Below are 26723 nucleotides of genomic sequence, written 5' to 3'. Positions count from 1 at the left end.
AAACCGACTGGCTGCCTCATGCCTCTTCCGCGTCTTTTCGACCCTCGCATCCCGCCCCTGCGGGACCTCGCCCGCACGGCCGGAACGCTGGCGCTCGCTCTCGCGGGTGGCGGCCTGTTCGCCTTCTTCGGCATGCCGGCCGGCTGGCTGTCCGGCTCGCTGGTCGTCTGCGCGATCGCCGCGCTCGCGGGAATGCCGCTGGTGATCGGCTCGCGGCTGCGCAACGTGACCTTCGTGGTGCTCGGCACGTCCATCGGCTCGGCGGTGACGCCCGATACGCTGAACGGCATGGCCGCCTGGCCGGTGACCATGGTGGTGCTGATGATCTCGCTGCCGGTGATGATGATCGCGGTCGGGCTCTATCTGGAGAAGGTGGCGGGCTGGGACCGGCGCAGCGCCTTCTTCGCGGCGGCGCCGGGGGCGCTGTCGGCGGTGCTGGTCATGGCCGAGACCAGCGGGGCGGACATAAGGCGGGTGGTGTTCGGCCAGTCGCTGCGGCTGTTCGTGCTGGTGGCGCTGCTGCCGGCGGCGATGGGCGGCCTCGGCCACCAGCCCGCCGGCACGCTGCCGATCAATCCGGTGGCGCCGGATCTCTACAATCTGCTCCTCGCGCTCGGCGCCGGCGTGCTCGGCGGCTGTCTCGCCGAACGCCTGCGCTTCCCCGGCGGGGCCATGGTCGGCTCGATGCTGGCGAGCGGCGTGCTGCATGGCGCCGGCATTGTCGAGGGCCGGATGCCGGACCTGCTGCTCATCGCCGGCTTCGTGATTCTCGGGGCGAATTCGGGCAGCCGCTTCGCCGGCACCTCGATGGCGACGCTGCGGCGCTTCTTCATCGACGCGCTGGTGGCGCTGGTGGTGGCGACCAGCGTGGCGCTGGCCTTCGCCGTCGCCGCTTCCTGGATCGCCGACGAGCCGCTGCCCAAGGTGGTGCTCGCCTATATGCCCGGCGCGCTGGAGGCGATGACCATCATGGCCTTCGTGCTCGGCGTCGATCCGGCTTTCGTCGCCGCGCACCATCTTGCACGGTTCATCGGCCTGTCGCTGATGCTGCCGCTGGTGGTGCGCTTCCTGTTCGGCGCCTCGGCGGTGCCGAAGGACGGCACCGTCAATCGCGACGCCGAGACCAAGGACTGAGCAGGGCTATACTGAGCAGGGCTACTCCGCCGCCTCCGCGCGGGCGGTGAAGGACAGGCCGAGCCGGGTCCACACGTCGACCATCGCCTCCACCAGCCGGGCCACCAGCGCGTCGTCATGCAGCGGGCCGGGGGTGATGCGCAGCCGCTCGGTGCCGCGCGGCACGGTCGGGTAGTTGATCGGCTGGATATAGATGCCGTGCTCGGCGAGCAGCATGTCGCTCGCCGCCTTGCAGGCTTCCGCGTCGCCGACCATCACCGGTACGATATGGGTCTCGGTGATGAGCTGCGGCAGGCCCGCGGTCTCGAAGGCGTGCTTCACCTTGGCGACCTGCGCCTGCTGGCGGGCGCGCTCGGCCCCCGACGCCTTGAGATGGCGCACCGAGGCGGCCGCCGCGGCGGCGACCGCCGGGGGGAGGGCGGTGGTGAAGATGAAGCCCGGCGCATAGGAGCGCACGGCGTCGATGACCGCCGCCCGGCCGGTGATGTAGCCGCCGACCACGCCGAAGGCCTTGCCCAGCGTGCCCTCGATGACGTCGACGCGGTGCATCACCCCGTCGCGCTCGGCGAGGCCGGCGCCGCGCGGCCCGTACATGCCGACCGCGTGCACCTCATCGAGATAGGTCATGGCGCCGTATCGTTCGGCGAGGTCGCAGATGGCGCCGATGGGGGCGACGTCGCCGTCCATCGAATAGACGCTCTCGAACACCACCAGCTTCGGCCGGTTGCCGGCGGCGGCGAGCAACTCTTCCAGATGGGCGAGGTCGTTATGGCGGAAGATCGCCTTGTCGCGCCCGGCATGGCGCACGCCCTCGATCATCGAATTGTGGTTGAGCGCGTCGGACAGCACCAGGCAGTCCGGGATCAGCCGGGCGATGGTGGAGATGCCGGTCTCGTTGGAGACATAGCCGGAGGTGAAGACGAGGCCGGCCTGCTTGCCGTGCAGGTCGGCGAGCTCGCGCTCCAGCTCGACGATGGCATGGCTGTTGCCGGAAATGTTGCGGGTGCCGCCGGCGCCGGCGCCGACCTGGCGCGCCGCCTGGCACATGGCGTCGACCACGCTCTCGTGGCAGCCCATGCCGAGATAGTCGTTCGAGCACCAGATGACGATCTCGCGCGGGCCCTGCGGCGAATGCCAGGTCGCACGCGGGAAGCTCGCGGCGTCGCGCTCGATCTCGGCGAAGGTGCGGTAGCGCCGCTCGCTCTTCAGCGTCTCGACGGCGGCTTCGAAAATCCGGGCATAGTCGGTGCGTGCATGGTCCATGGCGTATCCACTCTGCTTCGCCGGGCGGTTCGCGACGGGATCGAACTATCCGGTTCGCGGCGTACCGGGCGGGCGTTGGCGGCACCATGAACTTTGGAGGGGTTCCGATCAACCCGGCAAAGCCCTGACGCGGCGATCGGGCGCGTGTGATTGCGGCCGGCGCGGCTCACGACTGCGCGAGCCGCGCCGGCATTCCGCCCTGTCTCCGCCGCGTCAGATTTCCGCCAGCTTGCGTACCTCCGCGAGCGGCAGCGATCGCAGGGCCTTGCCGTCGAAATAGACGAAGCGCAGAAGCTGGCGGCGCGACACCATGGGTTTCGGCAACGGATCGTAGCGGAAGCTGGCGCCGCCCAGATGCGGCATCACCGCGCCGACATCGGTGGCGGCGTTGCTCTCCACCCGCAGCAAACTGACGCGGGTGCCGTCCTCGTCGACGGCGTCGAAGGGCACGCGGGCGAGGCGCAGGAAGCTGGTCGGATCGGTGGCGGTGGCGAAGGCCTCGACGAAGGCCTGCTCGACGAGGTCGAGATCGGGTTCCTCGTGGACGTGCGGCTCGTCCGGCGGCGTGTCGGGGAGGTGCGGCGTCTGCCATTGCGCCGTGCGCGAAGGGCCGTGGCCGTGATTGTGGCCGGCGTGGGAGTGGCCGCCCGCGCCGCCGTGGTCGTGAGGGTGGTGATGGTCGTGATCATGTCCGCGATGCATGGGAGTCTCCTGCGAGGGACAGGGCCTGCGTGCTTCGAGGCCGCTCCTTCGGAGCCGCACCTCAGCATGACGGGGGTCTCGAACGAGAATCAGGTGGACCGTCATCCTGAGGTGCCCGGGCAGCGCCCGGGCCTCGAAGGATGCTCGTCCGGGCGCCTCTCAGAAGCTCACCGGCTTGTCGATCATGTGCTTGTGCGAGCCGAGCTTGCCATGCGCGAGCATGGAGCCGAGCGCCTCCACGACCACGCGCACGCCGAACAGGGCGGTGATGTCGGAGGTGTCGTAGGGCGGGGAGACCTCCACCACTTCGAGGCCGCACAATCCTTCGGCGGCGACGAGGCCGAGGATCTTCAGCGCCTCGCGCGGCAGGAAGCCGCCCGGCTCCGGCCAGCCGGTGCCCGGCACGAAGCCGCAGTCGATGCTGTCGACGTCGAAGGAGATGTAGACGGCGTCGGCATCCTTCCAGGCGAGCTCGAGCGCGATCTCGGCGGTCTTCTCCAGCCCGATCTTCTCGATGTCGTCGATGGTCAGCACGTTGGTGCCGCGCTTCCTCGCCTCCTGCACGCCGTAGCGCGGAACCTGCCAGCCGCCGATGCCGAGCTGGACGAGGTTCTTCGGCGAGACGTTGGGAAGATTCGTCGCCCAGTACCAGGGCGTGGTGTGCATCCGCTCGTCGAGATCCTTCTCCTGGATGTCGATATGGCGGTCGAAATGGATGATGCCGATGCGCTTCGAGGTGCACTCGGCGATGCCGCGCACGCAGGGAAAGCCGATCGAATGGTCGCCGCCGAGCATGATCGGCAGAGCGCCGGAGGAGAAGACGTGGCTGACGCCCTTGGAGATCTGGTCGAAGCTCTTCTCCAGATTGGCGGGAATGGTGAACACGTCGCCGACGTCGCACAGCGTCATCTGCTCGCGCAGGTCGACGCCGAGCTCGTAATTATAGGGCGTGTAGAGCGCCGAGATGCGGCGGATGCCCTGCGGCCCGAAGCGGGTGCCGGGACGGTAGGTCGTTCCCGAGTCGAAGGGAATGCCTAGCACGGCGGCGTCATACTTGCCGACGTCGCGGACGTTCTCGACATAGGGGGCCTTCATGAAGGTGTTGATGCCGGCGAAATGCGGCAGCTCGCCGCGCGCGAAGGTCGGGATCGACTTGTCGACGATCGAATCGGCGCCGGGCAGGCCCATGTCGAGCGCCCATTGCTGCTCCTTGCGCCAGCCGTCCTCGGAGAGCTTCTCCTCGGATTCCAGGGCCTTCCAGCCCTGCATCCCCTTGATCTCGAAATTGGGATGATGGCGGCGCTGTCGGGCCGGCAGCGGCGCGAGGCCGGCAATGCGGGTCGAGCGGGTGGGATGGGAACGCATCAGGGTTCTCTCCTTGCGATCAGTCCTTGCGACCGGCCTTTGGAGGACCCTTCGGGACGAGCCGGAGGGTCACGCCGCGAACCGCTCGCGCGAGCCTCCCGGGCTTTTATCCCGCCGTGGACCCGGCGAATGTGGTGGAACGAGGTTCCCCGCCGGGCTGTCCCTCTCGGCCCAGACGCATCGCGAGCGATGCCGGAACCCTAGGGACGTCGAAACGATATCCGGGGTCGCGGCGGAGCGGAAGCCCTGATTTTCCGAACCGGCCGGAAGCGGCGCGTGTTTTCGCGGTAAGCTGGATCGGTATGTCGTTCTGGCTGGAAACGGAGTTCCGCACATGCTCAGGCTCGACCACCTCACCGTCATCGCGCCGAGCTTGAGCGAGGGGGTTGCGCATGTCCGGGACTGCCTCGGCCTCGACGTGCCGTTCGGGACCCGTCACCCCTACATGGGAACCCATAATCACCGGCTTCAGCTCGGCAACGCGGTTTACCTGGAGATCGTCGCGCTCGACCCGGCGGGAAAGCATCCCGGGCGGGCACGCTGGTTCGGTCTCGACAATCAGGAACAGGTCCGGTCGGATTGGAACGAGGGCCGTCGCTTGAGAGGATGGGTGGCAAATACCGATGCCATCGATCCCGTTGCGGCGGCACATGGTGCGATGTTCGGCGACAGGGTTTCGCTTCCTGCGGGAAGCCCGACCTTCGATTTCACCATCCCGTCCGATGGCTCGCTTCCCCTTGACGGAGCGCTTCCCTCCATCATCGACCACAGGGGCGATACGGCCTACATCGCCTCGATCCCGGATCTGGACGCGCGCCTGGCATCCTTCACGCTCGAACACCCGGATCCTGCCGCCATCGCGACGCTCCATCGCGAACTCGCCATCGAGCCGCGGTTGGAGATCGTCCGCGGCCGCGACATTCGTTATCGGGCGCGGATCCAGACGCCGGGTGGATTGAAGGAGCTGACCTGACCGCGACGGCTCGGCGACGGACGCCGGGGATCGTCATCCCGGCCGACGCAGAGGCGGCGTGGCCGGGATGACGTGCAGGCGCAGGATTCGGGTGCGGCGATCAGATGACGCCTGCGAGGATGCCGAGGCCGGCCACCGCCACGATGGCGCCGAGCGACCGGGTGAGGCGCGGGGCATTGGCGCCGAGCTTGCCGACGGTGATGCCCATGCCGATGCCGACCATGTGCAGTACGGCGGTGGCGGCCATGAAGCCGGCGGCGTAGGAGAGGCCCGAGGCATCCGCCGGCATCTCGGCGCCGTGGGCATGGCCGTGGAACACCGCGAACGCCGCCACCAGCGCCATGGCGGCGCCGAGCGGCCAGTTCCTGTTGCCGAGCGCGACCACGCCGCCGAGCACCACGATGGACAGGGCGATGCCGAGCTCGACGAAGGGCAGATCGATGCCGGCCATGCCGAGGAAGCCGCCGACCGCCATCAGCGCGACGAAGCTCGCCGGCACCGCCCAGATCGCCCGTCCACCGAGCGTCGCGGCGAAGATGCCGACCGCGACCATGGCGAGCACATGGTCGAGCCCGCCGATCGGATGCAGGAAGCCATGGGCGAGGCCGGCCGTGTCGCCATGGCCGGGATGGGCGAAGGCGAGGGCCGGAGAGAGGGCGAAGGCGCCGGCGAGGGCAAGACGGCGGAGATGCGAGGAGACGGCGTTCGACATGACAACCCCTGTTGAACAGGCAGGCCGCCTTCGGGAGAGCCCGGTGCGTACGTCTGCGTATGACGATTTGACCAGGTCAGCATATGGCGGACGTCCGCCTCGTCAACCGGCTTTCGCAGCTGCGAGCGGAAAGGCGGCGGGATTCAGTCCTCGTGCGGATGCCCGTGCCCGGCAGCGGGCTCGTCGTTCGCGGGCTCGTCGTGTACAGGCTCGCCCGCGGCGTCCGCCGGCACCATGTGCAGATGGCCGTAGCGCACGCCGCGCTGGGTGACGACGGAATCGGCGAGGCTCTGCACCGCGCCGGACGGGCCGCGCAGCACCGCGACCTCGAGGCAGGTCCCGTGGTCGAGATGCACGTGCAGCGAGGCCACCGCGAGGTCGTGATGGCCGTGCTGCACCTGGGTCAGGCGGCGGGCGAGCTCGCGCCTGTCATGGTCGTAGACGTAGCTCAGCGTCGCGAAGCAGGGGGAATCCGCCGCGGCCGGCGCCTCCGGCATGCCTAGAGCCGTGCGCAAGGCGTCGCGCAGCGCTTCCGAGCGGTTGTCATAGCCGTGCCGCTCGGCATGGGCGTCGAGGGCGGCGAGCAGCGCGTCGTCGATGGTCACGGTCACGCGCTGCATGGTCGCCTCGCTTTCAGTCGCCTCGCCCCCCGGAGCCTCATTTGGTGCCGAAGATTCGGTCGCCGGCGTCGCCGATGCCCGGCACGATATAGCCGTGGTCGTTGAGATGGCTGTCGACCGCGGCGGTGTAGACCGGCACGTCGGGATGCGCCTCGTGGAACACTTTCAGCCCCTCCGGCGCGGCGATGAGGCAGACGAACTTGATCGACTGGCAGCCGGCCGCCTTCACCTGGTCGACCGCCGCCGCCGCCGAATTGCCGGTGGCCAGCATCGGGTCGAGCACGATGGCGGTGCGCTCGGAAATGTCGCGCGGCAGCTTGAGATAATACTCGACGGCCTGCAGCGATACCGGGTCGCGATAGAGCCCGACATGGCCGACGCGGGCGGCGGGCAGGATCTCCAGCATGCCTTCCAGGATGCCGCCGCCGGCGCGCAGCACCGAGACGAGGCAGAGCTTCTTGCCCGACAGGATCGGCGCCTGCATGGTGGTGAGCGGCGTCTCGATCTCGGTCATCTCCAGTTTCATGTCGCGCGTCACCTCATAGGCGAGCAGCATGCTGATCTCGCGCAGCAGCAGCCGGAACTCGTTGGCCGGCGTGCGCGAGCGGCGCATCAAAGTGAGCTTGTGCTGGATCAGCGGGTGGTCGACCACGACGGTGGCGGGCGGGGCGGACACCGGGGCGGTTTCGGACGCGGTCATGAGGGGCGCTCGCTGGAGGCTACGGGGACGTGGCGGGCAGGGACGTGGCAGGCAGGCATGTGGCAGGCAGGGACGTGGCAGGCAGGGACGTGGCAGGCAGGGACGTGGCAGGTCAGCTTTTCACAAGCTGGGCTAAACACGAAAGAGCGATACAAAATTCGGACCAGTTCGTCCGAATTTTTTCGCCTCCGTTCGCATGCCCCCTTGCGGAACCGGGGAAACCACGCTCACATTCATTGCTTCCCGAGGGCCGGCCGCAAGGCTGGGCGCGAAGCGAGCCAAACATGTCCGTCACTACCGGTTCCGGCGGTCGTTCCCGCAATCACATCGTCCTCACCTCCCACGGCGCCTCCACCGGCGTATCGGCGAGCGCGCCCGCCCTCGAATGGGGCGCCCCGACGCCGCTCGAGCGCGGGCCGGTGGTGGCGACCCTCACCGATCCCAAGCGGCGCAACGCCATCGGCACCCATGGCGGCGGCTATTCGGTCTATCGCGCGCTCGCCATCGCCGCCGGGGCGCTGCCGGCCGACTTCAAGGCCGATCTCACCAATACCGCGCCCTCCGACATGATCGGCCCGCATCCGCAGTGGACGGATCCGGCGAAGATCGTCTCCCTCGACCCGTGGGGCCACATGGTGGGCGAGGTATTCGCCGACCTGATCGCGCAGGGCGTCGACATCCGTCCGACCATCGCCATCACCCGCGCCCATATCGACATGCCGGAAATCCGCGACGCCATCCGCGCCGGCCGGCTGAAGATCGACGGCGACATCATCGGGCCGAAGGGCGACGTGCGCGTCACCAAGGCGGCCATCGACCCGGTCTGGTACCTGCCCGGCATCGCCGAGCGCTTCGGCATGGGCGAGGGGCAGCTGCGCCGGGCGCTGTTCGAATATACCGGCGGCATGTTCCCCGAGCTGGTGACGCGCGGCGACCTCAAGGTGTTCCTGCCGCCCATCGGCGGCATGACGCTCTACATGTTCGGCGACCCGGCGAAGATCGGCGACGGCGTCACCCCCATCGCCTGCCGCGTGCATGACGAGTGCAACGGATCCGACGTGTTCTCCTCCGACATCTGCACCTGCCGCCCCTATCTCGCCCATGGCATCGAGATCTGCGTGGAGATGGCGCAGCAGGGCGGCACCGGCCTGGTGGTCTATAACCGCAAGGAGGGCCGCGCGCTCGGCGAGGTGACCAAGTTCCTCGTCTACAATGCCCGCAAGCGGCAGGAGGGCGGCGACCTGCCGGAGACCTATTTCAAGCGCACCGAATGCGTCGCCGGCGTGCAGGACATGCGCTTCCAGGAACTGATGCCGGACGTGTTCCACTGGCTCGGCATCAAGCAGATCGACCGCTTCGCCTCGATGAGCGACATGAAGTTCAACGCGCTCGACCGGGCGGGCATCAAGGTGATCGAGCGGGTGCCGATCCCCGACGAGCTGATCCCGCAGGACGCCCGCGTGGAGATGGAAGCCAAGGTCTCGGCCGGCTATTACGGCGCCGGCTTCCAGAGCCAGTATGACGAGACGCAGGGGCGCGGGCTGAAGGACTAGGCCCGGTTCCATCGTTCGCCCCGCGCTCGCGTGGGGCGGCAATTTCACGAAGACAGGGGCAGGCATGGCCGGCGACGACGACGCGTATGTGTATGACGAGGCGACCGGCGAATGGCGCCCGGCCTCCGAGATGAAGGCGGAGGCCGCGCTGGCGAGCGCGGTGCGCGATGCGTCCGGCAATGTGCTGGCCGATGGCGACTCCGTGGTCCTCGTCAAGGACCTGAAGGTGAAGGGTGCCGGCCAGACGCTGAAGCAGGGCACGGTGATCCGCGCGATCCGCCTCACCGACAATCCGGACGAGATCGACTGCCGCCACGACAGCATCAAGGGCCTCGTGCTGCGCACGGAATTCGTGCGCAAGCGCTGACGCCGGCCGGGCGGGACGACCCGTCATCCCTCGAACAAGGACGCCGCATGATCCCGCCCGAACTCGCCGCCCTGCGCTCCTCCCATGCCGTGCGTGCCCGCAGCCACAGCGTGCTCGACCATGTGCGGGCCGGTGCCTCGCCGCATTTCATCGTCGACGAGGCGCGGCTGGGGGCGGTGGCGGACTATGTGGCGGAGGTGACGCGGCGGGCCTATCCGACGCTCGACATCCCCTATCACAGCCGCTGGCGCCATTTCGATGCCGGCGGCGTGTCGCGCTGGGACGCGCTTGCGGCCAGGCTGGGCGCGGTGGATGCGCTGGAGCGGGCGCGCATCATGGTCGACCTCGCGGTGATGAGCGTGCTGCTCGATGCCGGGGCCGGCGATGCCTGGCGCTACCACGAGGCTGCCACCGGGCTGACGGTGACGCGCTCGGAGGGGCTCGCCGTCGCCAGCCTGCGCATGTTCGAGGCCGGGGCGTTCTCCTCCGATCCCGCGGTGCCGTTCCGCGTCGATGCCGTGGCGCTGATCGGCATCGATGCCGCGACGCTGGCGACGCATTTCCAGGTGAGCGCCGACAATCCGCTGGTCGGCGTGCCGGGCCGGGTGGCGCTGCTCAATCGGCTCGGCGAGGCGATCGCTGCACGGCCGGACCTGTTCGGCGGGGCGGCGGGCGTCTCGCCGGCGCGGCCGGGCGGGCTGATCGATGCGCTGCTGCCGCTCGCCAAGGTCGGCAGGCTGCCGGCGGCGCGCATATTGGAGGCGCTGCTCGACGGCCTGTCGGCGATCTGGCCGGCGGGTCTTGTGGTCGACGGCGTGGTGCTGGGCGATGTCGGCCGGCATGGCGCGATCACCGTGCCGGACCGTTCCGCCGGGCTGGTGCCGTTCCACAAGCTCTCGCAATGGCTGACCTATTCGCTGCTGGAGCCGTTCGAGGCGGCTGGCGTCGCGGTGGTCGATCTCGACGACCTGACCGCGCTGCCGGAATATAGGAACGGTGGCCTTCTGGTGGATATGGGTCTTGTCGTGCCGCGCGCGCCGATCGACCCGGCGCAGAAGCATCCGGTGGCGTCGGAGATGATCGTCGAATGGCGGGCGCTCACCGTGGCGCTGATGGACCTTCTGGCCGATGCGATGCGCGAGCGGCTCGGGCTCGACGCCAGCGCCTTCCCGCTCGCCAAGCTGCTGCAGGGCGGCACCTGGACGGCGGGCCGGCAGGTGGCCGCCGAGCGCCGCGCCGGCGGCCCGCCGCCCATCGCCATCGACGCCGACGGCACGGTGTTCTGAGGTGATGCCGTTTCGGGCGGGGTGACTTGCACGAGTTGCAGCTCCCTCTCCCCGACGGGAAGAGGGCTGGGGTGAGGGGCCTCCGCGCGACGCGGGCCTTCCGGTTTCCCGGCCGCCTTCCCCCTCACCGACCCGCGGAGCCTGTCCTCGGGCTCGCCGCAGGCGAGACCCGTGGGCGGGCCACCTCTCCGCCGAAGCCGGATGTTTCCGGCTTCGGCATTGCGACAACCGCGCTCGGCAACAGCCGGGCTCGGGCGGGGAGAGGGAAGAGAAGGGTGGCTCGGAGAAGGAGCGCTTCCTCAGTCCAGCTGCGCGCCGGACGCCTTGACGATCGGCGCCCATTTGGCGATCTCGGCCTTCACATGCGCCTCCAGCTCGGCCGGGGTCGAGCCGACCACGGTGGCGCTGAAATCGGCGAGGCGCGCCTGCACCGCCGGGTCGGCGATCGCCTTGTTGGCGGCTTCGTTCAGCTTCGCCACCACCTCCGGCGGGGTGCCGGCGGGAGCGAACAGCGCGTTCCAGGTATAGGTCTCGTAGCCCGGAATGGTCTCCGCGATGGCCGGCACGTCCGGGAACGAGGGCGCGCGCTTGGCGGTGGTGACGCCGAGCGCCCGAAGCTTGCCGGTCTTGATGTGCCCGGCCGAGGAGGGCAGGTTGTCGAACATGATCGGCACCTGGTTGGCCAGCACGTCGTTCAGCGCCGGGCCGGCGCCCTGATAGGGGATGTGCTGCATCTGCACCCCGGCCATGCTCTTGAACAGCTCGCCGGAGAGATGCAGCGGCGTGCCGTTGCCGGAGGAGGCGTAGCTGTATTTGTCGGGGTCCTTCTTGAGCAGCTCGATCAGCTCGGGGACGGTTTTGGCCGGGAAGTCCGGGTTCACCACCAGCACGTTCGGCACGATGACCAGCAGCGAGACCGGCGCGAAGCTGGTCACCGGGTCATAGGGCATCTTCTTGTAGAGCACCGGGTTGATCGCATGGGTGGCGACCGTGCCCATCAGGATGGTGTAGCCGTCCGGTGCCGCCTTCGCGACCACGCCGGCGCCGAGATTGCCGCCCGCCCCGCCGCGATTCTCCACCACCACCGACTGGCCGAGCTCCTGGCTCATGCGCTGGGCGACCAGGCGACCGACGAGATCGGTGGAGCCGCCGGCGGCGAAGGGGATGACCAGGGTTACCGGCCGCGAGGGAAAGGTGTCCGCGCCCGAAGGGCCGGCGGAGAAGGCGAGGGCCGCGGTGCAGGCGGCGGCGAGCAGGGCGCGGAACGTGGTGCGCAGCATGGCGTGTCTCCCGTGGGACGGTGGGCGTGAAGGCTTCTTGTCGTCGTGCCTTTGCGTCAGGTTCGTCGATTTGGCCGCCGGGCTCAACGGCTCTGGTCGCGGCTTCGACCAATGGATGGGGCGATGGCGATTATTGGATGCGATCAATTGAATAATTGTATCCGATTTGAGCAGGCTCCGGGCACGATGCCCAAAAGCTGGGCGGTGGCGAGCGTCCATTCCGCCGCTGCGGCGGGCGGTATCGGGCGGTTGCGGTATCCGGCGGCTCCCGGCCAACTGGCATAGCACTTGCGACAGCTTGCCGGGACGTGGAGCTGAGGTTGACGAGCCAGATGAGCAAGGGCGCCGACATCGAGCTGATCCAGGTGACGAAGCGCTATGGAGCGGCGCTGGCGGTCGACGCGGTGTCGCTGAAGATTCCCGCCGGCACCTATTGCTGCCTGCTCGGCCCGTCCGGCTGCGGCAAGACCACGACGCTGCGCATGATCGCCGGGCACGAGAGCATCAGCGAAGGCGACATCCGCCTCGGGCCGACCGTGGTCACCGACCTGCCGCCGGCCAAGCGCGGCACCGCGATGATGTTCCAGAGCTACGCGCTGTTCCCGCATCTCGACATCGTCGACAACGTCGCCTTCTCGCTGAAGATGAAGGGTGCGGAAAAGACCAGCCGCCGCGCCAAGGCGCTCGACATGCTCAAGCTGGTGCAGATGGAGCATCTCGCCGAGCGCCGGCCGGCCCAGCTCTCCGGCGGCCAGCAGCAGCGCGTGGCGCTGGCGCGCGCGCTGATCACCGACCCGCAGGCGCTGCTGCTCGACGAGCCGCTCTCGGCGCTCGACCCGTTCCTCAAGATCAAGGTGCGCCAGGAGCTGAAGAAGCTGCAGCTGCAGCTCGGCATCTCCTTCATCCACGTCACCCACAGCCAGGAGGAGGCGATGGCGCTTTCCGACCTCGTGGTGGTGATGAATGGCGGGCGCATCGAGCAGGCGGCGACCCCGCGCGAGGTGTTCAACCGGCCGGCGACCGCCTTCGTCGCCCGCTTCATGGGCGATCACAACGTCCTCTCCGGCCGCGTCTCCGCCAGGGGAGGCGGCGCCGTGACCTTCGAGGTGCCGGGCGGGGTTTCCTTCGTCGCCCCCGAGGGTGACGAGTTGGAGGCCGGCGCGCCGGTGGAGATCGCGGTGCGTACCGACCGCATCCGTCTCGGCGACCCGGCGGTGCCCGGCTGTGGGCTGACCGGCCTCGTGCAGAACATCGAATATCACGGCCAGAAGGTGCAGGTGGCGCTCTCCGCGCCCGGCGTGGACGATTTCGCGGTGCAGCTGCCGGAATCCGCCTTCTTCGCCAAGCCCTTGTCCATCGGCGAGGCGGTGCCGCTCGCCTGGACGCCGGACGACGTCCACATCCTCAAGCCTTCGCCTTCCGCCTGAATGAGCCAGCCTACCGACACCGCCTGAGTGACGCCGCCTGAGTGAGACACGGCAGAGAGATCCGGCCCCTCGGCCAAACGAGATATGTTCGGGAGACAGACATGACTAAGAAGACCATCTCGCAGAAGGGCGTGAGCCGCCGCAATCTGCTGAAGGGTGCGGCCGCTGCGGGCGGCCTCGCCGCCGGCGCCGGCGTCGTCACCGGCTTTCCCACCATCTGGGCGCAGAACCCGATCACGCTGCGCCAGTTCGGCACCGGCGTGTCGAACCTCAACGCCATCGCCGAGAAGTGCAAGGCCGACCTCGGCATCACCCTGCAGATGACCGCGCTCGATTCCGACGCGGTGTCGCAGCGCGTGGTGACGCAGGCCTCCAGCTTCGACGTCGCCGACATCGAATACTGGATCTGCAAGAAGGTGTTCCCGGCCGGCACGCTGCAGCCGATGGACGTCAAGAAGATCAAGTATTACGACGATATCGTGCCGATCTTCACCACCGGCAAGCTGACCCCGGAATCCAAGATCGCCCAGGGCACCGCGCCGAGCACGGTCGGCTTCGTCGAGGGGCCGGAATCCAAGGTGTTCGCCAAGGCGCCCACCCAGTGGATGACGCTGATCCCCACCATCTACAACGCCGACACGCTGGGCATCCGCCCCGACCTCGTCGGCCGGCCGATCAAGAACTGGAAGGACATTCTCGACCCGGCCTTCAAGGGCAAGACCTCGATCCTGAACATCCCGTCCATCGGCATCATGGACGCGGCGATGATCTGCGAGAGCGCCGGCATCATGAAGTACGGCGACAAGGGCAACATGACCAAGGCGGAGATCGACGGCACCATCGATTTCCTGATCAAGACCAAGAAGGCCGGCCAGTTCCGCGCCTTCTGGAAGACCTTCGACGAGAGCGTGAACCTGATGGCGTCCGGCGAGGTGGTCATCCAGTCCATGTGGTCGCCGGCGGTGGCGGCGGTGCGCTCCAAGGGCATCCCCTGCGTCTACCAGCCGCTCGAAGAGGGCTACCGCGCCTGGGGCGGCGGCCTCGGCATCGCCAAGCACCTCAAGGGCGCGCAGCTCGACGCCGCCTATGAATACATCAACTGGTACATGTCCGGCTGGGTCGGCGCCTATCTCAACCGCCAGGGCTACTATTCGGCCGTGCTCTCCACCGCCGAGAAAAACATGACGCCGGACGAATGGGCGTTCTGGATGCTCGGCCAGCCGGCCAAGGCCGACATCCTCTCGCCGGAAGGCAAGGTGATGTACACGGCGGGCGCGGTGCGCGACGGCGGCTCCTTCAAGGAGCGCATGGGCGCGGTCGCCTGCTGGAACTCGGTGATGGACGAGGACCGCTACATGGTCCGCCGCTGGAACGAGTTCATCGCCGCGTGAGATTGCGGCGCAGGCGCTTCCTCGGGAGCGCCTCCTGCACCCTCTCCCCGTCGGGGAGAGGGACGGGGTGAGGGGGCCTCCCGGTTCGGCGGCCGCCATTGCCCCTCACCCAACCCTCTCCCCCTTAGGGGGGAGGGCTTTCGGCTCGCAGTCGCCCGCTCACCGGAAGTCCCGCATGACGCTCTCACGGCTCACGCCCCGATTGGCACCCTATCTGCAGGCGACGCCGCTGACGCTGATCCTGGCGGCATTCCTGGTGCTGCCGATCGCCACCATCGTGATGGTGAGCTTCTGGGACTACGACTCGATCCAGATCTTCCCGGCCTTCGTCTTCACCAATTACGAGGAGACGATCACCTCGCCGGTGACCTGGAACACCTATGTCAACACGCTCAAATACACGGTGATCGTGTGGGCGGTGACGCTGTTCATCGGCTTCTGGGTCGCCTACTACCTCGCCTTCCACATCCGTTCGGCGACGGTGCAGATGGTGCTGTTCCTCGTCTGCACCATTCCGTTCCTCACCTCCAACATCATCCGCATGATCTCGTGGATTCCGTTCCTGGGGCGCAACGGGCTGCTGAACCAGACGCTGATGACCATGGGGATCATCGACAGGCCGCTGGAATTCCTGCTGTTCTCGGATTTCGCGGTGGTGCTCGCCATGGTGCACCTCTACACGCTGTTCATGGTGACGCCGATCTTCAACACGCTGATGCGCATCGACCGGGCGCTCATCGAAGCCGCCCGCGACGCCGGCGCCAATGCCTGGCAGATCCTCGTCAACGTCATCATCCCGCTGGCCAAGCCGGGCATCGCCATCGGCTCGATCTTCGTGGTGACGCTGGTGATGGGCGACTTCATCACCGTGCGCTTCATGTCCGGCGGCCAGTCGGCCTCGGTCGGCCTGATGATGGCGAACCAGATCGCGCTGCTGCAATACCCGGCGGCGGCAGCCAATGCGGTGATCCTCCTGATCATCGTGCTGCTGCTGGTCGGCGCCATATTGCGGATCGTCAACATCCGCAAGGAACTCTGAGAAGATGGGAGCTTCGAGATGAACGGCGAGCGCCGCGGCCTTGGCTTCTACGTCCTCACCGCCTTCTTCGTGCTGTTCGTGCTGTTCCTCTACGGCCCGCTGTCGACCATCTTCATCCTGTCGTTCCAGGGGCCGAATGGCGGCCTGACCTTCCCGATGAACGGCACCTCGGTGCACTGGTTCAACAACCTCCTGTTCGAGCAGCAGGCGGTGGGCGATTTCGGCGGCGCCTTCGCGCGCTCGCTGGTGCTCGGGCTGATGACCATGGCGGCGACGGTGGTGGTGTCGCTGCTCGCCGGCCTCGCCTTCCGCCGGCGCTTCCTCGGCTCCGGGCCGCTGTTCTACCTGACCATCGCCAGCCTGATCGTGCCGTCGATCCTGATCTCGCTCGGCATCGGCCTCGCTTTCCAGGTGTTCGGGCTCAACCCGGCCTGGTACTCCTCGGCCTTCGGCGCCCATCTCACCTGGACGCTGCCCTTCGGCCTGCTGATCATGTTCGCGGTGTTCAACCGCTTCAACCCGGCCTACGAGGAGGCCGCGCGCGATCTCGGCGCCACGCCGTGGCAGACCTTCGCCCATGTGGTGCTGCCGATCATCCTGCCGAGCCTGGTCGGCGTCGGCCTGTTCGGCTTCACGCTCTCCTATGACGAGTTCGCCCGCACGCTGATGACCGCCGGCACCTTCAACACGCTGCCGCTGGAAATCTACGGCATGACCACCAATGTCACCACGCCGGTGCTGTTCGCGCTCGGCACGGTGACGACGCTGTTCTCCATGGGGATCATCGTGGTGGCGCTGGTCGCCATCGCTGTCCTGCGCAAGCGCCGGGCGCGCCGCGTCGCCGGCTAGAGCCGTTTCCGATCGGCATGCACGCCGATCGGGGGGAGGGTGCTCCGGTGCCCGCCGCCGCGACGAAGTGCTGACGTCTATGTAGGGAACCGGATACTCTGCGACGGGTTGAACGTCACAATAGGACGGGTGCGGCAAAGGCCGGCCCGCGCGCGGAGGAAGCCATGAATATCTGCACCAGCGAACGCAGCATCTGCGACCTGCTCAAGGAGGTGGCGAAGGACGACCGCAAGCACGCCCTGACGATCAGGTTGCGCAGCGGCGACACCGTCACCGCCTACGGTCCGATCGAGGTGGCGGACCGCTTCATGCTGTGCCGGCTGCACGACAAGAATTACGAGGGCAACCAGCTGATCGCGCTCGACACCATCGAGTTCATTCGCTGACGCGACGGGCGCGGCTCAGTCCCCGACCACCAGCCGCGCCGCCGTCAGATCCTCGAGGGCGGCACCGACCGACTTGAACAACGTCACCTCCTGCGCCGTGCGCCGGCCGGGATGGCGGGCGAGGGCGAGGTCGCGCAAATCGCCGCGCAGCAAATCCGCCGACCAGAGCCCCGCCTTCATCGGCTGCAGCAGGTCGCCGGCCTCGGCAAGTACGCCCGCGCGCGTATCGGCGAACACCTCGGCGCGCTGGACCAGGGCGTCGTCGCTCTCGCGCATCGCCGGGTTGAAGGCGCCGACCAGATCGACATGGGTGCCCGGCCGAACATCGGCGCCTCTCACGAGCGGTGTCGTCGAGGTGGTGGCGCAGCTGACGATGTCGGCGCGGCCGACGGCCTCCGACAGATCGCCCGCCGCCTCGGCTTCCACGCCGCCGGCCCGGATCGTCGCGGCGAGCGCTTCGGCCCGCTCGCGGCTGCGGCCCCAGACCAGCACGCGCTCGATCGGCCGTACCGCGCGATGCGCCTCGGCGAGATGGGCGGCGACGTTGCCGGTGCCGACGATGAGCAGCGTGCGGCTGTCGTGCCGGGCCAGATAGGAGGCGGCGAGCGCCGAGGCGGCGGCGGTGCGGCGATTGGTGAGCGCGTCGCCCTCCAGCACCGCGCGCGGCTGGCCGGTAATGCCGTCGAACAGCACATAGAGCGAGGCGACCGCGCCCAGCCCGTGCGCGGCATTGCCGGGAAATACCGTGACCAGCTTGGTGCCGATGGCTTCGCCGCGGCTCCAGGCTGGCATGGTGAGCAGGTGGCCGGGTGCCTCGCGCGTGCCCACTTCGAAGGCGGCGCGCACCGGCATCGGCTCGTCATGGGTGGCGAAGGCCTCGCGCAGCGCCTCGACAAGGCGGGGATAGTCGAGGGCGGCCTCGATCTCCTCGGCGGCGTAAAAGCGCATCGGCACGTCTCCTGAAAGCAGCGGGGCGGCGAAGCTAGAGCGTTTTCCCATCGGGTGGAATCATCCGATCGACAGAAAGCGCCCCGGCATTGCCGGGGGCCGCGCAAACCGGTGGAAGGATGTGGTTCAGTGGGCCTGCCGCTGGGCGGACGAGGGCGCGCTCAGCTGCTCGAAGGCGTCCTCGACCAGGCTGACATGGTGCAGCATCGCCGCATGGGCGCCGGCCGCATCGCCCCCCAGCACCGCCCGCACCACCACGCCATGCTCGGAATGCGACAGGGCGAGCCGGCCGGGGGCGCGGAACTGGGCGCGGCGGAACGGTGCCAGCCGCCGGCGCAGCGAGGCGGTCATGTCCGCCAGAACCGGATTGTGCGAGCCGGCATAGAACAGGGTGTGGAAGCCGGTATTGGCGGCGGTATAGGCCTCGACGTCGTCGCGGGCCACCATGTCGGCCATGGAATCGTAGAGCGCGCCGAGCCGCCGGCGCTCGATCGGGGTCATGCTCAGCGCCGAGAGGCGGGCGCATGTGGCTTCCAGCTCGCCCATGGCGATGAACAGCGTTTCCAGCTGGTCGGAGGTGACTTCGGCGACGATGGCGCCGCGGCGCGGGCGCAGATCGATGAGGCCGGTGGTGGCGAGCTGGCGCAGCGCCTCGCGCACCGGCGTGCGCGACGTGCCGTAGCGGGCGGCCAGCATGTGCTCGTCGAGCCGCGTCCCGGGTTCCAGCGAGCCGTCGAGAATGGCATCGGCAATCTCGCCCGCCAGCTTCTCCGTGCGCGTCTGCCGTTCATCGGACATTCGAGGTGTCGCCTGTTCGAACGAATTGCCCATCCCGTACCGTGACTTGATCGCATGAATCGCCAATCGCATACAGCATAGAATTTGAGCGTCCGTGACGGCAATTTAAGCACGCAATATTGTAAAATTGCATGCACTATACCTCTCCGAGAGTACAGAAACGTGTCCGCCCCCGCCGCCCGGCACACCACTCGGAGCCTCGCCTCATGAATCGTCGCGACTTCCTCAAATCCGCTTCCGTCCTGTCCTCGGCCGTCGCCGCCGGCGTCGCCGCACCCGCCATCTGGTCGTCGGCGAGGGCCCAGTCGGCCCGGCAGGAAACGCTGCTGCTGGTGAGCGAGGGCGGCCCGAACAATCTCGACATTCATGGCGTCGGCACCAACCGTCCCGGCTACGAGGTGGCGTGGAACTGCTACGACCGGCTGATGAGCTACGGTTCCAAGACCCTGCCGGACGGCTCGGTGAGCTATGACCGCGACAAGCTGGTGCCCGAGCTCGCCGAGAGCTGGGAACTCTCCGCCAATTCCGCCACCTTCAAGCTGCGCAAGAACGCCACCTTCCACGACGGCTCGCCGGTGACGGCGCAGGACGTGAAATGGTCGTTCGATCGCTCGGTATCGGTCGGCGGCTTCCCCACCTTCCAGATGAAGGCCGGCTCGCTGGAGAAGCCCGAGCAGTTCGTGGTGGTGGACGACCACACTTTCCGCGTCGACTTCATCCGCCCCGACCGGCTGACCATGCCCGACCTCGCGGTGATCGTGCCCTCGGTGTTCAATTCCAAGCTGGTGCAGTCCAAGGCCACCGAGCAGGACAAGTGGGGCATGGAGTTCACCAAGCAGAACACCGCCGGCGGCGGCGCCTACAAGGTGGCGAAGTGGCAGTCCGGCACCGAGGTGGTGTTCGAGCGCAACGATGCCTGGGCCTGCGGCCCGCTGCCGTCGCTGAAGCGCGTCGTGTGGCGCATGGTGCCTTCCGCCGGCAACCGGCGGGCGCTGATCGAGCGCGGCGATGCCGACATCTCCTTCGACCTGCCGGCCAAGGATTTCGTCGAGCTGAACCAGGCCGGCAAGGTGAAGGTGGTGTCGAACCCGATCAGCAACGGCATCCAGTATATCGGCATGAACGTCACCAAGCCGCCCTTCGACAAGCTCGAGGTGCGCCAGGCGGTGGCCTATGCCATTCCCTACAAGAAGATCATGGACGCGGTGATGTTCGGCCTCGGCAAGCCGCTCTATGGCGCGGCCTCCAACACGGTGAGCGAGCCGGTCTGGCCGCAGGCGCACGGCTACGACACCGACATCGCCAAGGCCAAGGCGCTGCTGGCCAAGGCCGGCTATCCCGACGGCTTCGAGACCACGCTGTCCTTCGACCTCGGCTCGGCGGCGATCAACGAGCCGCTCTGCACGCTGGTGCAGGAGAGCCTCGCCCAGATCGGCATCAAGGCGACGCTGAACAAGATTCCGGGCGCCAACTGGCGCGGCGAGATCACCAAGAAGGAGATGCCGCTGATCGCCAACTTCTTCTCGGGCTGGCTCGACTATCCCGAATACTTCTTCTTCTGGTGCTATCACGGCCAGAACGCCGTGTTCAACACGATGTCCTACAAGAACCCGGAGATGGACAAGCTGATCGACGGCGCCCGCGCCGCCGCGGCCTCCGCCGACTGGCCGACCTACAACAAGGACGTCACCGGCTTCATCGATCTCGCCTTCGCCGACATTCCGCGCGTGCCGCTGTTCCAGCCCTATCTGAACGTCGCCATGCAGAAATCGATATCCGGCTATCAATACTGGTTCCACCGCCAGCTCGACTACCGCACGCTGAAGAAGGCGTGACGGCGGGAGGGACGGCGACGTCGCGCGTTCCTCAAAGCCCGGCTGCGCCGGGCACCTCGGGATGACGGGCTCCTCAACTTTTCCTCTCCCCGTTGGGGAGAGGTGGCCCGCCCACGGGTCTCGCCTTCGGCGAGCCCGAGGACAGGCTCCGCGGGTCGGTGAGGGGCGACAACATCGGGAAGCGCCGAAGACCCCTCACCCCAGCCCTCTCCCCCACGGGGAGAGGGAGCGTGCCGTTCCAGCACGGGCCGCCGATCCGGCACATATCCGGTCGATGTGATCCCTGATACGCCGACCTTTTCCACGCTGAGCCTGTCCGGACCCCGCCTTCGCGTTGCTGCCCGTCCTGTCCGCCCTCATGGAGGCCGCCGTGCTGAACCAGATCGCCAAGCGTCTCGGCACCGCCATACCGAGCATTATCGGCGTCATCATCGTCACCTTCCTGCTGACGCGGGTGCTGCCCGGCGACACCGCCGCCTATTTCGCCGGCCCGGCGGCGACGCCGCAGGCCATCGCCGAGATCAAGGCCACGCTCGGCCTCGACCAGCCGCTGCCGGTGCAGTTCCTCGCCTATGTGAAGGACCTCGCCACCGGCAATCTCGGCATGTCGCTCACCACCGGCCAGCCGGTGTTCGAGGACATCAAGGCGCGGCTGCCGGCCTCGGCCGAACTGACGCTGCTCGGCCTTCTCATCTCGGTGGCGGTGTCGGTGCCGCTCGGCATCCTCGCGGCGGTGCGGCAGGGCTCGTGGGTCGACCATCTGTGCCGCATCGTCGCCACCGCCGGCGTGTCGCTGCCGGTGTTCTTCACCGGGCTGCTGCTGGTCTATGTGTTCTACTACCGGCTCGGCTGGGCGCCGGCGCCGCTGGGGCGGCTCGACTTCTTCTATTCCGCGCCGCCGACCATCACCGGTTTCTTCCTGGTCGACAGCCTGCTCGTCGGCGACATCGAGGTGTTCCGCGCCGCCTGGTCGCAGATCTGGCTGCCGGCGGTGACGCTCGCCATCTTCTCGCTGGCGCCGATCGCCCGCATGACCCGCGCCTCCATGCTCGCCGTGCTCGCCTCCGATTTCGTGCGTACCGCGCGGGCGAGCGGGCTGCGGCCGTCCAAGGTGGTGATGGGCTATGCCTTCCGCAACGCGCTGCTGCCGGTCATCACCACGCTGGGCATGGTGTTCTCCTTCCTGCTCGGCGCCAACGTGCTGGTGGAGAAGGTGTTCGCCTGGCCCGGCATCGGCTCCTACGCCATCGAGGCGCTGATCACCTCCGACTACGCGCCGGTGCAGGGCTTCGTGCTCGCCATGGCTATTCTCTACGTGCTGCTCAACCTCGCGATCGACATCCTCTACGGGCTGGTCGACCCGCGCGTGCGCATCGAAGCCTGAGGAGAAACGCCGATGAGCCTCGCCACCACGCAGACCCCGGCCCCGCCCAGCGACAGCCTCCTCTCCCATGCCCGCCATATCGTGGCGGAGAACCCGGTGACCGGCATTGCCTTCGGCCTGTTCGCGCTATTCGCGCTCGCGGCGCTGGTCGGCCCCTATGTGGTGCCGGTCGACCCGCTGGCGAGCGACACCGCCGCAGCGCTGCAGCCGCCCTCCGCCGCGCACTGGTTCGGCACCGACCAGCTCGGGCGCGACATCTTCTCGCGCGTCGTGGTGGCGGCGCGGCTCGACATGATCATCGCCGTCGCCTCGGTGGCGCTGGTCTTCGTCGGCGGCGGCTTCGCCGGCATCGCCTCGGGCTATTTCGGCGGCTGGACCGACCGCATCGTCGGGCGGGTGTCCGACACCATCATGGCCTTCCCGCTGTTCGTGCTGGCCATGGGCATCGTCGCGGCGCTCGGCAACACGGTGACCAACATCGTCATCGCCACCGCCATCATCAACTTCCCGCTCTATGTGCGTGTCGCCCGCGCCGAGGCCAATATCCGCCGCGAGGCCGGCTTCGTGCAGGCGGCGCGGCTGTCCGGCAATTCGGAGATGCGCATCCTGCTCGGCCATATCGCCCCGAACATCCTGCCGATCATGATGGTGCAGGTGTCGCTGACCATGGGCTACGCCATCCTCAACGCGGCGGGGCTCTCCTTCATCGGCCTCGGCGTGCGCCCGCCCACCCCGGAATGGGGAATCATGGTGGCGGAGGGCGCCTCCTTCATCATCTCCGGCGAATGGTGGATCGCCTTCTTCCCCGGCGTGACGCTGATGCTGGCGGTGTTCTGCTTCAACCTGCTCGGCGATGGCCTGCGCGACCTCGTCGATCCGCAGCGGCGCACCTGAGGAGGCTGGCGATGAACGTCCATGCTGGAGCCAATTTCATGCAGCCGCCACTTCTCGAGGTGCAGGACCTCACGGTCGAATTCGCCACCCGCCGCGGCACGGTGCGCGCAGTCGAGAAGGTCGACCTGACGCTGGCCAAGGGCGAGACGCTGGGCATCGTCGGCGAATCCGGCTCGGGGAAATCCGTCACCTCCTATGCGGTGATGCGCATTCTCGACCGCGCCGGCCGTATCGCGGAAGGGGCGATCCGCTTCGGCGGCGTGGATATCGGTGCGGCCTCGGAGAGCGAGGTGCGTGCGCTGCGCGGGCGGGAGATGTCGATGATCTTCCAGAACCCGCGCGCGGCGCTGAACCCGATCCGCAAGGTCGGCAGGCAGATCGAGGACGTGCTTATCGAGCATGTGCAGGCGCAGCCGAGCGACGCCAGGGAGAAGGCGATCGAGGTGCTCAAAGCGGTGCGCATCGCCCGGCCGGAGGAGCGCTACCACGCCTATCCGTTCGAGCTCTCCGGCGGCATGTGCCAGCGCATCGTCATCGCGCTGGCGCTGGCCTGCCGGCCGCAATTGCTGATCGCCGACGAGCCGACCACCGGCCTCGACGTGACGACGCAGAAGGCGGTGATGGACCTCGTGGTCGAGCTCACCCGCGAGCGCAACATGTCGACCATCCTCATCACCCATGATCTCGGCCTCGCGGCCGCCTATTGCGACCGGGTGATGGTGATGGAGAAGGGCAAGGTGGTGGAGACCGCCAAGGCCTCCGACATCTTCCGCGCGCCGCAGCATCCCTATACGCGCAAGCTGATGCGGGCGACCCCGCGCCGGGGCGTCTCGCTGCGCGACCTGCTGCCGGAAGACGCGGCGCCCGCCACGCCGGCGCCGTCGACCCCGCCGGCGGGTGCCGGCGAGCCGCTGCTGGTGGTCGAGAACCTGGTGAAGGAATATAAGCGCCAGTCGACGACCAAGGGTCTCGCCGCCCTGTTCGGCATCAAGGGTCCGCAGGAGGATCCGTTCCGCGCCGTCGACGGCATCGGCTTCTCGGTGGCGCGCGGGGAGAGCCTCGGGCTGGTGGGCGAATCCGGCTGCGGCAAGTCGACCACCTCGATGATGCTGATGCGGCTGCTCGACCCGACCTCGGGACGGATCGTCTTCAAGGGCGAGGAGCTCTCCGCCATCCCGGCGAAGAGCTTCGCCCGCTCGCCCTGGCGCTCGCGCATCCAGCTGGTGTTCCAGGACCCGACCGACAGCCTCAACCCGCGCTACACCGCCGCGCGCGCCATCGCCGACCCGCTGCTGCAGCTGGGCTCCGGCCTGTCCGGCGCCGCGCTGCGGGCCAAGGTCGATGAGCTCGCCGGGCTGGTCGGCCTGCCGACGAACCTGCTCGACCGCTTCCCGCACCAGCTTTCCGGCGGCCAGAAGGCGCGCGTCGGCATCGCCCGCGCCATCGCGCCCGACCCGGACCTGGTCATCCTCGACGAGCCGACGGCGGCGCTGGACGTCTCGGTGCAGGCGGTGGTGCTCAACCTGCTGCAAGACCTGAAGCAGCGGCTCGGCATGAGCTACATCTTCGTCAGCCACGACCTCGAAGTGGTGCGCATGCTGTGCGACCGGGTGATCGTCATGCGCACCGGCCGCATCGTCGAGGAGGGCAATACCGAGGCGATCATGGCGGCGCCGCAGGCGGAATATACCCGCGAGCTGCTGGCCTCGATTCCGCACCCGCCGATCTGATCCGGCGGCGCGCTCTTGCGCCGGACGCCGGACCCGGTCACACAGGAGCGGCATGTCGGATCGTTCCTGAGGTGGCTTGTTCATGTCGCTGCGTTCATCGCTGCGTTTTCTGCGCCATCCCGCTTCCGTGGTCGCCCTGTCGCTGGTGGGGCTGTTCCTCCTCTACGAATTGAGCGTGCGCTTCTTCGCCTATACTGGCGATTCCTATATCGACAGCAATGTCATCGTGATCTCCGCCCAGATCGAGGGGCCGATCTCTCAGCTTGCGGTGGAGGACAACCAGACCGTCGCCGCCGGCCAGTTGCTGTTCCATATCGACCCGACGCCCTTCGCCCTGAAGGTGAAGGCGGCGCAAGCGGCTCTGGCGCAGGCGCAGGCCGATCTCGGCCTCGCGCAGGACGAGGTGCAGTCGGCCAGGGCGAGCGTGGAATCGGCGCAGGCCATCGAGGTCAACGCCAATGCCGAGCTGGTGCGCGTCAAGGCGCTGAACAAGGACGGCTTCTCCACCACGGCCGGCCTCGACCTCGCCACCCGCGACCTCGCCACCGCCACCGCCGGCACGCAGTCGGCGCAGGCGGCGCTCAGCGTCGCCAATCGCCGCGTCGCGGTGTCGGGTGCCGCCATCGCCTCGGCGCAGGCGGCGCTGGAGCGGGCGCAATATGATCTGTCCAAGACCACGGTCGCCGCGCCGGCGCCGGGGCGGGTGACACCCTTCGTCATCCGGGTCGGCGACTATGTGACGCCCGGCAAGCAGGTGCTGGCCATCGTCACCGGCGAGCGCCGCCGCGTGGTCGCCAATGTCGCCGAACGCCATCTCTCGCGGGTGCGCATCGGCCAGCGCGCCTGGGTGACGCTCGGCTCCGACCCGTGGGTGATCCATCGCGGCACGGTGACCGGCGTCTCGGCCGGCGTCGCCCGCTCGCAGGGCGATCCGCAGGTCGTGCCCTATGTCGAGCCGTCCACCGACTGGGTGCGCCTGCCCCGGCGTTTCCCGGTGGAGATCACGCTCGACGACTGGCCGGCCGGTCTCGGCCTCTATGTCGGCGCCGACGCCCGCGCGTTGATCTGGTTCTAGGCCGGGGCCGGGGCGATGGATCATCTCACCCGGCATGCGCTCGCCACCGCGACCGGGGTATTGGTCGCGGTGCTCGCCGCCCTGCTCGTGGGGCTGGAGCAGCCCTATTGGGCGGCGATCAGCGCGCTGATCATCGCCAATGCCGACCGCTCGGCGCTGCTCACCAAGGGCGTGCTGCGGGTGCTCGGCACCATCGGCGGGGTCAGCCTCGGCTTTGTGGTGGCGTTGTCGATCGAGGGGCTGCCGCTGTTCCAGGCGCCGCTGCTGATGCTGGCCGCCGGCCTCGGCACCTATGCCCGCCAGCGCACGGTCTTCGCCTATGCCTGGTTCTACGGCGCGCTCAGCTTCATGCTGATCATCCTTGCCAGCATGATCACGCCGGACCAGCTCTACAGCTTCGCCTGGTACCGCTTCTACGAGATCGTGTTCGGGGTGATCGCCGCGACGCTGGCGCATTGGGCGATCGGCCCGCCGGTCGATGCCGTGCACTTTCTGCCGGGAAAGCCGGCGCTGGAGCCGGCGCCGGCGTTCCGCCAGGCGCTCGCCGCCGGAATCGGCGTCATGACCATCGTGCTGATCTGGGACCTGTTCGACCTGCCCTCGGTGGTGCAGGTGGTCATCTCCAGCCTGGTGGTGATCGACAGCACCGCGGACGCGACGCGCCACAAGGGCTGGCAGCGCATTCTCGGCTGCATCATCGGCGGCGGCGCCGGCATCGTCGCCATCGCCGCGATCGGGCCGGAATTCGTGGTCTGGTGCGCGGTGCTGTTCGCCGGCATCTTCCTGAGCGCGCGCGTGCATCTGGGCGGCTCGCCCAATGCCTATGTCGGCACCCAGTCGGCGCTGGCGCTGATCGTCACCATGGTCGATACCGGGCCGCCGGACAGCATAACGCCGGCGCTGAACCGACTGATCGGCATCGTGGTCGGCGTCGCCATCATGTCGATCATCGTCTGGGTCATAAATGCGCGCGCGCCGGCCCGCGTGAGCGAGCCGGCGCGGCAGGGCTGAG

Annotated in this window: 25 protein-coding genes and 1 riboswitch; of the genes, 16 read left to right on the top strand and 9 right to left on the bottom strand. The window is 68.2% G+C overall.

Annotated features, from left to right (window positions below; genetic code table 11):
• Positions 1–18: 18 nt before the first annotated feature.
• The gene (locus AC1RU4_RS05345; protein ID WP_492889990.1) at positions 19–1134 is read left to right on the top strand and encodes an AbrB family transcriptional regulator; all 1116 of its coding nucleotides are present in this window, start codon (positions 19–21) and stop codon (positions 1132–1134) included.
• Between the two features lie 21 nt (positions 1135–1155).
• Here the strand turns inward: AC1RU4_RS05345 and hemA are convergent, their stop codons facing one another.
• From hemA to AC1RU4_RS05330, 3 genes are all read right to left on the bottom strand, one after another.
• The gene (hemA, locus tag AC1RU4_RS05340; protein ID WP_492889989.1) at positions 1156–2397 is read right to left on the bottom strand and encodes a 5-aminolevulinate synthase; all 1242 of its coding nucleotides are present in this window, start codon (positions 2395–2397) and stop codon (positions 1156–1158) included.
• A gap of 213 nt (positions 2398–2610) precedes the next feature.
• Positions 2611–3099: a hypothetical protein gene (locus tag AC1RU4_RS05335; RefSeq protein WP_492889988.1), complete on the bottom strand. Its 489-nt coding sequence runs from the start codon at positions 3097–3099 to the stop codon at positions 2611–2613.
• Positions 3100–3258: 159 nt separating this feature from the next.
• On the bottom strand, positions 3259–4464 hold the full coding sequence (locus AC1RU4_RS05330) for an agmatinase family protein (protein WP_492889987.1): 1206 nt from the start codon (positions 4462–4464) through the stop codon (positions 3259–3261).
• A 93-nt stretch (positions 4465–4557) separates the two neighbouring features.
• Positions 4558–4679, bottom strand: a riboswitch (guanidine-I (ykkC/yxkD leader).
• 119 nt (positions 4680–4798) lie between these two features.
• Here AC1RU4_RS05330 and AC1RU4_RS05325 point away from each other — a divergent pair.
• On the top strand, positions 4799–5437 hold the full coding sequence (locus AC1RU4_RS05325; protein WP_492889986.1) for a VOC family protein: 639 nt from the start codon (positions 4799–4801) through the stop codon (positions 5435–5437).
• A gap of 100 nt (positions 5438–5537) precedes the next feature.
• Here the strand turns inward: AC1RU4_RS05325 and AC1RU4_RS05320 are convergent, their stop codons facing one another.
• The 3 genes from AC1RU4_RS05320 to upp form a co-directional block, all read right to left on the bottom strand.
• Positions 5538–6149, bottom strand: a complete 612-nt coding sequence (locus AC1RU4_RS05320) for a HupE/UreJ family protein (RefSeq protein WP_492889985.1) — start codon at positions 6147–6149, stop codon at positions 5538–5540.
• Positions 6150–6292: 143 nt separating this feature from the next.
• Positions 6293–6769 (bottom strand): nickel-responsive transcriptional regulator NikR, encoded by a 477-nt coding sequence (nikR, locus tag AC1RU4_RS05315; protein WP_492889984.1) that lies wholly within the window; start codon positions 6767–6769, stop codon positions 6293–6295.
• Between the two features lie 37 nt (positions 6770–6806).
• Complete coding sequence (gene upp, locus AC1RU4_RS05310) at positions 6807–7469, bottom strand: uracil phosphoribosyltransferase (protein ID WP_492889983.1); 663 nt, start codon at positions 7467–7469, stop codon at positions 6807–6809.
• A gap of 284 nt (positions 7470–7753) precedes the next feature.
• Between upp and AC1RU4_RS05305 the strand changes: the two genes are divergently transcribed.
• The 3 genes from AC1RU4_RS05305 to AC1RU4_RS05295 all read left to right on the top strand — a co-directional run bounded on the left by AC1RU4_RS05305 (position 7754) and on the right by AC1RU4_RS05295 (position 10675).
• Positions 7754–9022 carry a GTP cyclohydrolase II gene (locus AC1RU4_RS05305; protein WP_492889982.1) on the top strand — a complete coding sequence of 423 codons (1269 nt, stop codon included), beginning with the start codon at positions 7754–7756 and terminating at the stop codon, positions 9020–9022.
• Positions 9023–9086: 64 nt separating this feature from the next.
• Positions 9087–9389, top strand: a complete 303-nt coding sequence (locus AC1RU4_RS05300) for an alkylphosphonate utilization protein (protein WP_492889981.1) — start codon at positions 9087–9089, stop codon at positions 9387–9389.
• Between the two features lie 47 nt (positions 9390–9436).
• Positions 9437–10675 carry a URC4/urg3 family protein gene (locus AC1RU4_RS05295; RefSeq protein WP_492889980.1) on the top strand — a complete coding sequence of 413 codons (1239 nt, stop codon included), beginning with the start codon at positions 9437–9439 and terminating at the stop codon, positions 10673–10675.
• 299 nt (positions 10676–10974) lie between these two features.
• Here the strand turns inward: AC1RU4_RS05295 and AC1RU4_RS05290 are convergent, their stop codons facing one another.
• On the bottom strand, positions 10975–11955 hold the full coding sequence (locus AC1RU4_RS05290) for a Bug family tripartite tricarboxylate transporter substrate binding protein (RefSeq protein ID WP_492889979.1): 981 nt from the start codon (positions 11953–11955) through the stop codon (positions 10975–10977).
• 332 nt (positions 11956–12287) lie between these two features.
• Between AC1RU4_RS05290 and AC1RU4_RS05285 the strand changes: the two genes are divergently transcribed.
• The 5 genes from AC1RU4_RS05285 to AC1RU4_RS05265 all read left to right on the top strand — a co-directional run bounded on the left by AC1RU4_RS05285 (position 12288) and on the right by AC1RU4_RS05265 (position 17047).
• A complete protein-coding gene (locus AC1RU4_RS05285; protein WP_492890121.1) occupies positions 12288–13382 on the top strand; it encodes an ABC transporter ATP-binding protein in 1095 nt (364 codons plus the stop codon).
• 101 nt (positions 13383–13483) lie between these two features.
• A complete protein-coding gene (locus AC1RU4_RS05280) occupies positions 13484–14773 on the top strand; it encodes an ABC transporter substrate-binding protein (RefSeq protein WP_492889978.1) in 1290 nt (429 codons plus the stop codon).
• A gap of 175 nt (positions 14774–14948) precedes the next feature.
• Complete coding sequence (locus AC1RU4_RS05275; RefSeq protein ID WP_492889977.1) at positions 14949–15812, top strand: ABC transporter permease; 864 nt, start codon at positions 14949–14951, stop codon at positions 15810–15812.
• Positions 15813–15830: 18 nt separating this feature from the next.
• The gene (locus AC1RU4_RS05270; protein ID WP_492889976.1) at positions 15831–16661 is read left to right on the top strand and encodes an ABC transporter permease; all 831 of its coding nucleotides are present in this window, start codon (positions 15831–15833) and stop codon (positions 16659–16661) included.
• Positions 16662–16825: 164 nt separating this feature from the next.
• Positions 16826–17047 carry a hypothetical protein gene (locus tag AC1RU4_RS05265; protein ID WP_492889975.1) on the top strand — a complete coding sequence of 74 codons (222 nt, stop codon included), beginning with the start codon at positions 16826–16828 and terminating at the stop codon, positions 17045–17047.
• Between the two features lie 15 nt (positions 17048–17062).
• On the opposite strand, the gene lhpI is transcribed toward AC1RU4_RS05265, so the two are convergent.
• On the bottom strand, positions 17063–18046 hold the full coding sequence (gene lhpI, locus AC1RU4_RS05260; protein WP_492889974.1) for a bifunctional Delta(1)-pyrroline-2-carboxylate/Delta(1)-piperideine-2-carboxylate reductase: 984 nt from the start codon (positions 18044–18046) through the stop codon (positions 17063–17065).
• 75 nt (positions 18047–18121) lie between these two features.
• Positions 18122–18793, bottom strand: coding sequence for a GntR family transcriptional regulator (locus AC1RU4_RS05255; protein WP_492889973.1), 672 nt, complete (start codon positions 18791–18793; stop codon positions 18122–18124).
• 206 nt (positions 18794–18999) lie between these two features.
• On the opposite strand from AC1RU4_RS05255, the gene AC1RU4_RS05250 reads away from it, so the two are divergent.
• The 6 genes from AC1RU4_RS05250 to AC1RU4_RS05225 all read left to right on the top strand — a co-directional run bounded on the left by AC1RU4_RS05250 (position 19000) and on the right by AC1RU4_RS05225 (position 26722).
• Positions 19000–20628 (top strand): ABC transporter substrate-binding protein, encoded by a 1629-nt coding sequence (locus AC1RU4_RS05250; protein WP_492889972.1) that lies wholly within the window; start codon positions 19000–19002, stop codon positions 20626–20628.
• Positions 20629–20998: 370 nt separating this feature from the next.
• Positions 20999–22012 (top strand): ABC transporter permease, encoded by a 1014-nt coding sequence (locus AC1RU4_RS05245; RefSeq protein WP_492889971.1) that lies wholly within the window; start codon positions 20999–21001, stop codon positions 22010–22012.
• A gap of 12 nt (positions 22013–22024) precedes the next feature.
• Positions 22025–22906: an ABC transporter permease gene (locus AC1RU4_RS05240; RefSeq protein ID WP_492889970.1), complete on the top strand. Its 882-nt coding sequence runs from the start codon at positions 22025–22027 to the stop codon at positions 22904–22906.
• Between the two features lie 11 nt (positions 22907–22917).
• Positions 22918–24636: a dipeptide ABC transporter ATP-binding protein gene (locus tag AC1RU4_RS05235; protein ID WP_492889969.1), complete on the top strand. Its 1719-nt coding sequence runs from the start codon at positions 22918–22920 to the stop codon at positions 24634–24636.
• Between the two features lie 82 nt (positions 24637–24718).
• On the top strand, positions 24719–25711 hold the full coding sequence (locus AC1RU4_RS05230; RefSeq protein ID WP_492889968.1) for an HlyD family secretion protein: 993 nt from the start codon (positions 24719–24721) through the stop codon (positions 25709–25711).
• 15 nt (positions 25712–25726) lie between these two features.
• Positions 25727–26722 carry an FUSC family protein gene (locus AC1RU4_RS05225; RefSeq protein WP_492889967.1) on the top strand — a complete coding sequence of 332 codons (996 nt, stop codon included), beginning with the start codon at positions 25727–25729 and terminating at the stop codon, positions 26720–26722.
• Position 26723 lies beyond the last annotated feature (1 nt).

This window comes from Ancylobacter sp. GW821-FHT10E12 (assembly GCF_058809335.1).
The sequence above is the reverse complement of the archived record's forward strand: the minus strand, read 5'-3'. Positions and strand labels throughout refer to the sequence as shown.